Origin of the sequence: Microcoleus sp. D2_18a_D3, from assembly GCF_036702455.1 — a bacterium.
Classification (GTDB): Bacteria; Cyanobacteriota; Cyanobacteriia; order Cyanobacteriales; family Microcoleaceae; genus Microcoleus.
Map to the genome: position 1 here is coordinate 113,687 of NZ_JAUBTK010000013.1, position 6,178 is coordinate 119,864.

The 6,178-nt window shown below is 47.0% G+C and carries 8 protein-coding genes; 5 read left to right on the top strand and 3 right to left on the bottom strand.

Annotated features, from left to right (window positions below; all coding sequences use genetic code 11):
• Together QUB06_RS09050 and QUB06_RS09055 are read left to right on the top strand one after the other, a co-directional pair.
• Window positions 1–322, top strand: a 322-nt coding sequence (locus tag QUB06_RS09050) for a WD40 repeat domain-containing protein (RefSeq protein ID WP_445251365.1), incomplete at its 5' end; no start/stop codon positions are given.
• 128 nt (window positions 323–450) lie between these two features.
• The gene (locus QUB06_RS09055) at window positions 451–621 is read left to right on the top strand and encodes a hypothetical protein (RefSeq protein WP_333435013.1); all 171 of its coding nucleotides are present in this window, start codon (window positions 451–453) and stop codon (window positions 619–621) included.
• A 298-nt stretch (window positions 622–919) separates the two neighbouring features.
• Here the strand turns inward: QUB06_RS09055 and QUB06_RS09060 are convergent, their stop codons facing one another.
• Window positions 920–1,834: a M23 family metallopeptidase gene (locus QUB06_RS09060; protein WP_333435014.1), complete on the bottom strand. Its 915-nt coding sequence runs from the start codon at window positions 1,832–1,834 to the stop codon at window positions 920–922.
• Window positions 1,835–2,147: 313 nt separating this feature from the next.
• Between QUB06_RS09060 and QUB06_RS09065 the strand changes: the two genes are divergently transcribed.
• Window positions 2,148–3,368, top strand: coding sequence for an HhoA/HhoB/HtrA family serine endopeptidase (locus QUB06_RS09065; RefSeq protein ID WP_333289561.1), 1,221 nt, complete (start codon window positions 2,148–2,150; stop codon window positions 3,366–3,368).
• A 318-nt stretch (window positions 3,369–3,686) separates the two neighbouring features.
• Here the strand turns inward: QUB06_RS09065 and QUB06_RS09070 are convergent, their stop codons facing one another.
• Together QUB06_RS09070 and scpB are read right to left on the bottom strand one after the other, a co-directional pair.
• Window positions 3,687–4,034 carry a DUF760 domain-containing protein gene (locus QUB06_RS09070; protein WP_006635907.1) on the bottom strand — a complete coding sequence of 116 codons (348 nt, stop codon included), beginning with the start codon at window positions 4,032–4,034 and terminating at the stop codon, window positions 3,687–3,689.
• 42 nt (window positions 4,035–4,076) lie between these two features.
• The gene (gene scpB / locus QUB06_RS09075; RefSeq protein ID WP_333081868.1) at window positions 4,077–4,592 is read right to left on the bottom strand and encodes an SMC-Scp complex subunit ScpB; all 516 of its coding nucleotides are present in this window, start codon (window positions 4,590–4,592) and stop codon (window positions 4,077–4,079) included.
• 885 nt (window positions 4,593–5,477) lie between these two features.
• Between scpB and QUB06_RS09080 the strand changes: the two genes are divergently transcribed.
• Together QUB06_RS09080 and QUB06_RS09085 are read left to right on the top strand one after the other, a co-directional pair.
• The gene (locus tag QUB06_RS09080; protein WP_333435015.1) at window positions 5,478–5,696 is read left to right on the top strand and encodes a hypothetical protein; all 219 of its coding nucleotides are present in this window, start codon (window positions 5,478–5,480) and stop codon (window positions 5,694–5,696) included.
• A 180-nt stretch (window positions 5,697–5,876) separates the two neighbouring features.
• Window positions 5,877–6,122, top strand: a complete 246-nt coding sequence (locus tag QUB06_RS09085; protein ID WP_333435016.1) for a hypothetical protein — start codon at window positions 5,877–5,879, stop codon at window positions 6,120–6,122.
• Window positions 6,123–6,178: the final 56 nt, after the last annotated feature.

A 6,178-nucleotide genomic window follows, 5' to 3' on the forward strand; every position in this document is an offset into this window, starting at 1 on the left:
TTCCGCTTCAGACGATAAAACCCTGAAAATCTGGGACACCGAGACAGGCACCGAACTATTAACCCTCACGGGTCATATTAACTCGGTAAATGCAGTGGCGATCGCACGCGACGGAAAAACAGCGATTTCCGCTTCAGACGATAAAACCCTGAAAATCTGGGATCTGCTTAGTGGCAAAGAAATTGCTAGTTTCAGCGGAGAACATGGGTTTATTTGCTGTGCGATCGCACCTGATGGGGTGACAGTTGTAGCGGGCGATGTGTTCGGCCGGGTGCATTTCCTGCGATCGGAGGGAGTTAAACAGTTGACAGTTGACAGTTGACAGTTGACAGTTGACATCGAGGTTTTGTCCACATCTGTGGGTTGTAGGGAAGTATTTCGGAAAAAACCCGGTTTCTGGGGCCGGGGTGATCGGGTTTTTTGTGGATGGGGGCGATCAGGTTTTTGTGGATGGGCGATCAGTTTTTGTGGATGGGGGCGATCAGGTTTTTGTGGATGGGCGATCAGTTTTTGTGGATGGGCGATCAGTTTTTGTGGATGGGCGATCAGTTTTTGTGGATGGGCGATCAGTTTTTGTGGATGGGCGATCGGGTTTTTTGTGGATGGGGCGATCGAATTTGAGAGAAATGTGCGATCGGGCAATAAGTTGTTCACCAATAAGTGATTAATGGAAACCCGATTAGTGCGATCGTTACTTGTTTCTCGGATTCTATCAGGTTCAAAAAGATTGTGAGTAAAATAAACGGGTTTTGCGTCAGTTATTTTTGTAAGTTAGTCTGGTAAAATGTTGGTAAAATATTTTTTGGAATAGGCAATCGTGTAATAATTCTGCTGCCTATCTTTTTTTACCACAACACAGCTCAATCCTTACCCCGTCTGGATTTGGGGCGGGTTGTCACCCCCCAGCACACTAACAATCCTATTTTTTAATAGTCGCTTGCAAATAAAGCAGCGGGTCTTCAGCAACCCAACCCAAACCGGAATTGTACCGAACTTCAAAATGCAAATGAGATGGCGGAATGTCCCGTTTTCCCGTCGTCCCCACAGTTCCCAAAACTTCTCCAGACTGCACTTTTTGACCGACTTTTACCGCAATATCTTTCAAATGAGCGTAGCGCGTTTGCTTCCCCGCTTCATGGTTCACCACCACTAAATTCCCGTAATCCCCCTGTGGCCCGGCAAAAGCGACAGTTCCTTCGCCCGTCGCCAAAACCTGCGTACCCTCCGACGCCAAAAAATCTACGCCGCTGTGGAAAAAAAATTCGCGCCGCGCCGGATGCAATTGCCGCCCGTAACGCAAAGCTTCCACTGCTGGGGCGGGCAGCGGAAATCCTTGCACCGATGGCGTTGCATCGGGATTGATAGAAGGCCCGATCGACCTATTCACCGCTGGCACAAACACCGTTTTCCCCAAAGGCCTGCACCCATTCGCCTCAAATAGCAAATCTGCGGGCACTTTGTAAGCTTCTGCCAGTTTTTGCCAATTCCAGCCCGCAGGCACTTCTACCTCAATGCCACTGTAGGGAGGAATGACGATCGCACTTCCAGCAGATACTCCACCGCCCCGCAACATCGGATTTATCCCGATCAGCGCTGCAGGAATCACATTGTACTGCCGCGCGATGCTTTCTATTGTTTCGCCCTGGGCCACAGTATGGCGGCGCAACCGAGACATAGCCGGGATCGGGCAATCGCGGGCGGGGTCAGGGTTTTCTACAGGTATACCTGAAGGAAGATTTGCAGGTGGGATCTCGGTATTTGCCGCCGTTTTCTCAACGGGTGCGATCGACCCAATTAATGCAAAAATCAGCGGAAATAAGCGTTTAAAAGTCATTATGTACATAAAAAACTATTCATTTCGGACAGTTGACAATTTTAAAATCCTGTGAAACTGCATATTTGAAAGCTCTAGCCACCCCCCAGACTGTAAATCCCAGGCTAAGCCAAGTTAGGATGAGAATTATTAGTTTGAGTCGCTCTTGGCAAATCCGGCAAAATTGCCTGTGATGACCATCGGCGCCTGCCTGTTAACAGCTATGTTCTTGAGGAAGCGGTACGCCCCGCCCCGCTTCCTTCCCGTCGCCAAGACAAAAATGCTTGATTAGGAACCTGTCTGCGGGGATGAGGTATTTAGCGGGAGTTATTAAATGAGTTTATCTTTTAAGCAAGCGACCCTTTATGTGACTCTGCTGTCAATCGGCGGAGGTATGGGATGGTTGGGAAATCGCTATCTGCAAGGCTCAAACAATCTGGAAACCGGATTGGTTTTGCCAGTAGTGCGCCAGCAAATCCCCCCCTATCCCTCTCCTCCAGTTCTGGAAAATCGGGCGGTCGATCGCAGCAATCCCAATTTTATTGCTGAAGCAGCCGAAAAAGTCGGCCCGGCTGTAGTGCGGATTGACGCCTCAAGCAAGGTGGCGAATCAAGTGCCGGAAGCTTTCAAAAATCCGTTGTTTCGTCGGTTTTTTGGGGAAAATTTGCCGCAGCCGGAAGAACGAACCAAGAGAGGTACGGGTTCCGGCTTTATTCTCACTTCTGACGGCCGCATCGTTACTAATGCTCACGTTGTCTCCGGGACGGATACTGTCAAGGTGACGCTCAAAGACGGCCGCGAGTTTGAGGGTAAGGTGCAGGGAGTCGATCCGCTGACGGATGTCGCTGTGGTTAAGATTAATGCTAAGGAACTGCCGCAGGTGGCTTTGGGTCGATCGGACAATATTGTACCGGGACAGTGGGCGATCGCGATCGGCAATCCTTTAGGTCTCGACAATACCGTGACTGTGGGCATTATCAGCGCTACGGGTCGATCGAGTTCCCAAGTCGGCATCCCAGACAAGCGAGTCCGCTTCATCCAAACCGACGCCGCCATCAACCCCGGCAATTCAGGCGGCCCGCTGCTCAACGACCAAGGCGAAGTAATTGGCATCAATACCGCCATTCGCGCCGACGCTCAGGGCTTGGGATTTGCAATTCCGATCGAAACCGCCAAACGAGTTTCCGATCAGCTATTCGCCAAAGGTAAAGCCGAACATCCCTATCTCGGCATTCAAATGGTCAGCTTGACTGCCGCCACCAAGGCCGAACTCAACAAACAGCTCGATAATAATAAAATTACCCTCGATCAAGGCGTAGCCGTGGCGCGAGTCGTGGAAAATTCCCCCGCTCAAAAAGCCGACTTGCGCCCCGGAGATGTCATTCAAAAAGTTGACGGAATTGCGGTTAACACTCCCGGTGACGTGCAAGAACGGGTCGAAAACACGGTTGTGGGCAAAGAACTCGAACTGGAAATTAACCGTTTGGGTCAAGTTCAGAATATTAAAGTACGTCCGGGTGCTTTTCCCCTATCGGGTAGCTCCGCCGGTGGGTAATACCATTTTCGATTTTCGATTTTCGATTTTCGATTAAAGAATTAAGAATGACTTACTGCATAAGGATTTGGAGCTTATCTGCAGTTGCATTCTTTTTTGAAATTGGTATTAGTTGCAAGGGTGGAGGATGGAAGATGAATCTGATGCTTTATAGTCCTGGAAGCAGTAACCGGGTTTTTTCACCAAAATCCTCGGTGTAGCGCTAGGGATAGCCGGTTAACAGCCCGGTTTCTTAATTCCCTGTGCCTCCATGATTCAGGATTATGGATTTTTCTGAACAACTTTCATCTTTCTGGCTTCCCCAACCCGTTGATTTTTTTACTTGTCTTTGGGTGAGTTGGGTTGAATCGAGCTGGTGCTTGCTAAATTTTCTTCGAGGTGCATCCTCTGCTCCATTTGCCTCAAAAAATAGCCTGTCATCATCGCTGAAGCTAGCAAACCTGCTAAGTTTTCGCGATCGGTGGTAATTTCGACGTTAAAATTTTCTGAAGGCAAAACGCCGACAAGTCCTTGAACGTTATGAGAGATTATTTCTCTGATGTCGGGGCTGACGGACTTGGCGACGCGGGCTAGCACCTCCGGGGATTGGTGTTGGAGGTACTTCAGCAGTGGATTGACTGCGGTTTGTTGGGCATTGGATGTGTCAAAGTCAGGGTGAAAAACCATTTGGCGATTCTTAATTTCTGGCTGGTTACATTCTACTTCAAACTACTCGTCATTGCTTGGGTACAAATTTGCCTGAAAGTCAAGTTGCAATTGTTTTGGCAGTTGGTCTACTTGAAAGTACCGATGAAATTTCTCGGTAACTTGTAACCAATACGACCGCCCCTCAGCAGGCCGCCGTTTGCGGACGAAACCCATTTCTACCAGTTCCTGCACTTGTTGGTAAGCTCCGGAACCTCGCAAGTTAACTAAATCTGGCTGAGCGATGCCGCCTTTGAGGGCGATCGCAGCCAGCGTCCGCAAAGCTCCCACACCTAATTCGGGAGGTATTAAAGTTTGCATTAAACTGGCAAACTCTTCTCTGAGTTGCAGGCTGTATCCTGTGGGGGTTTCGACGACTTCTAATGCACTGTCGCGGTGGGACGAGTCAGACATGAGTTCGATGATGGCGTCTTCGGCTTCGGCTCGATCGCACTTGGCAATCTCGGCAATTTCTGCGATCGACACTGGCTGACCTTTTAAGTAAAGTATGGCTTCTATTGTTGTGGCTAAGCGAGTCATTTGGGAATTAGTAATTAGGAATGGGGACGTTGAAAGAAGAAGGAATAAGCAAGAAAGAAGAAGGAATCAGGAAAACAACAGTTATCCGTATTTCCGTAACTTCCGTCTCGTGAAGAATGAGAGTTAGGAATAAACATTCCCCTTACACAAATTATTAATAGTGTAGGTTAGGTTGAGAAACAAAACCTACACTATTAATTTTCTTTTTTTATATCAATCCGAGACGCAGGAATATATAACGTTTCTAGCTCTCCTGAGCTTATGGTAAAATATATCAACCAATACAGATGACGGGGCTAGGACCGATTTTTGGTAAAAAAATATGGGGTCAGTCTTGTTAAGAAGCCCCATCAGTTAAAAATGTTACCTCAATCATACCAAATTTGTTTCCAACAGCAGCTCAAAAACACCGAATACTTGACTGTGACTATTTTAGTTTTTCTGCTCCCAACCCATAAACAAGTGAGTATTGAGTTATTGGCGAAATAGATGCCATACCCAATCATGTTTGAGAGCCGACGACGTTCTATTCAACGGTTTCTCAAGCTACCTATCCTCAAGATAGAAAAGCTTTGGTTTCATCTGCTTAAATATCTGGAGAACTCAATTTAAAAAGAAACAAGAGTTGAAGGTCGCCATTGATAGAACGCAGTGGCGAGATAAAAATATGTTGATGATTAGCCTGATTGGGGACAAGAGAGCTTTACCGTTGTAGTAGCAGATATTGCCTTCGCTGTGGCTGTAGCAACATCCGAGAACAACAAAGCTTAATCTGCCCCATTCTTGGTCTGCTAAAAAAATATAAAATGGTCCTTTTAGGAAACGCCTGAATTTGCGAGCGTTAAGCTGGCAAGTGGGCTGTGTGAAAAGAACATAAGGTGTGTTTTGAGAGTAAAACAGGGACGCTATATTCAAGAAGAAGGAGAGGAATTTAAGCGGTTGAGTGAGTGTGGTTTAGTCGCAGGTACGAGCTTTTATGTGACAGGAGTTAAAATCAGCAGCAAGGATTGGGCTGTTTTGATGTCGCTGGTTATGGGCAACGAAAATATCGAAATAGTGGCGAAGATGAAGGCTGGTATTGACTCAGCAATATCGGCAAATTGAAACAAGCTGTAACAGCGTTTAAATGTCGCAGTGGTATCGAAGCAATGTTTAAGGACTGTAAAACAGGAGGCTATAATCTTGTTGAAAAAAGTTACCCTTGTGACGACCGCCTCAAAAGTTTTATATTATAAAAATAAAAATTTAATATTTTTAATAGCTTTAGCTTATAGTTGCTGATAGTTGTGCGATTTTACAAGGACACAAGCTCAAGCTTATGGGAATTCCGAAATAGATAGGTCGCCTTACGGTTGTCGAGGCGATCGCAACGCCGTCATAGTAGCTTTTGAATGGGATTATACGATCAATGGTGGGCGCAGCGAAGCGGAGGGAGTAGGGAGGGAGCTTTGCCATGCACCTATGGCGGAATTGATGAAAATTAGACGCAATCAGCTCCTATTCCCTCAGATTAGCAACCCGGAGTTTTAACAACGGAAAAAGGAATAGTATCCCAGTGATGCCACTGCGTCTTTGTAGAGACGGAA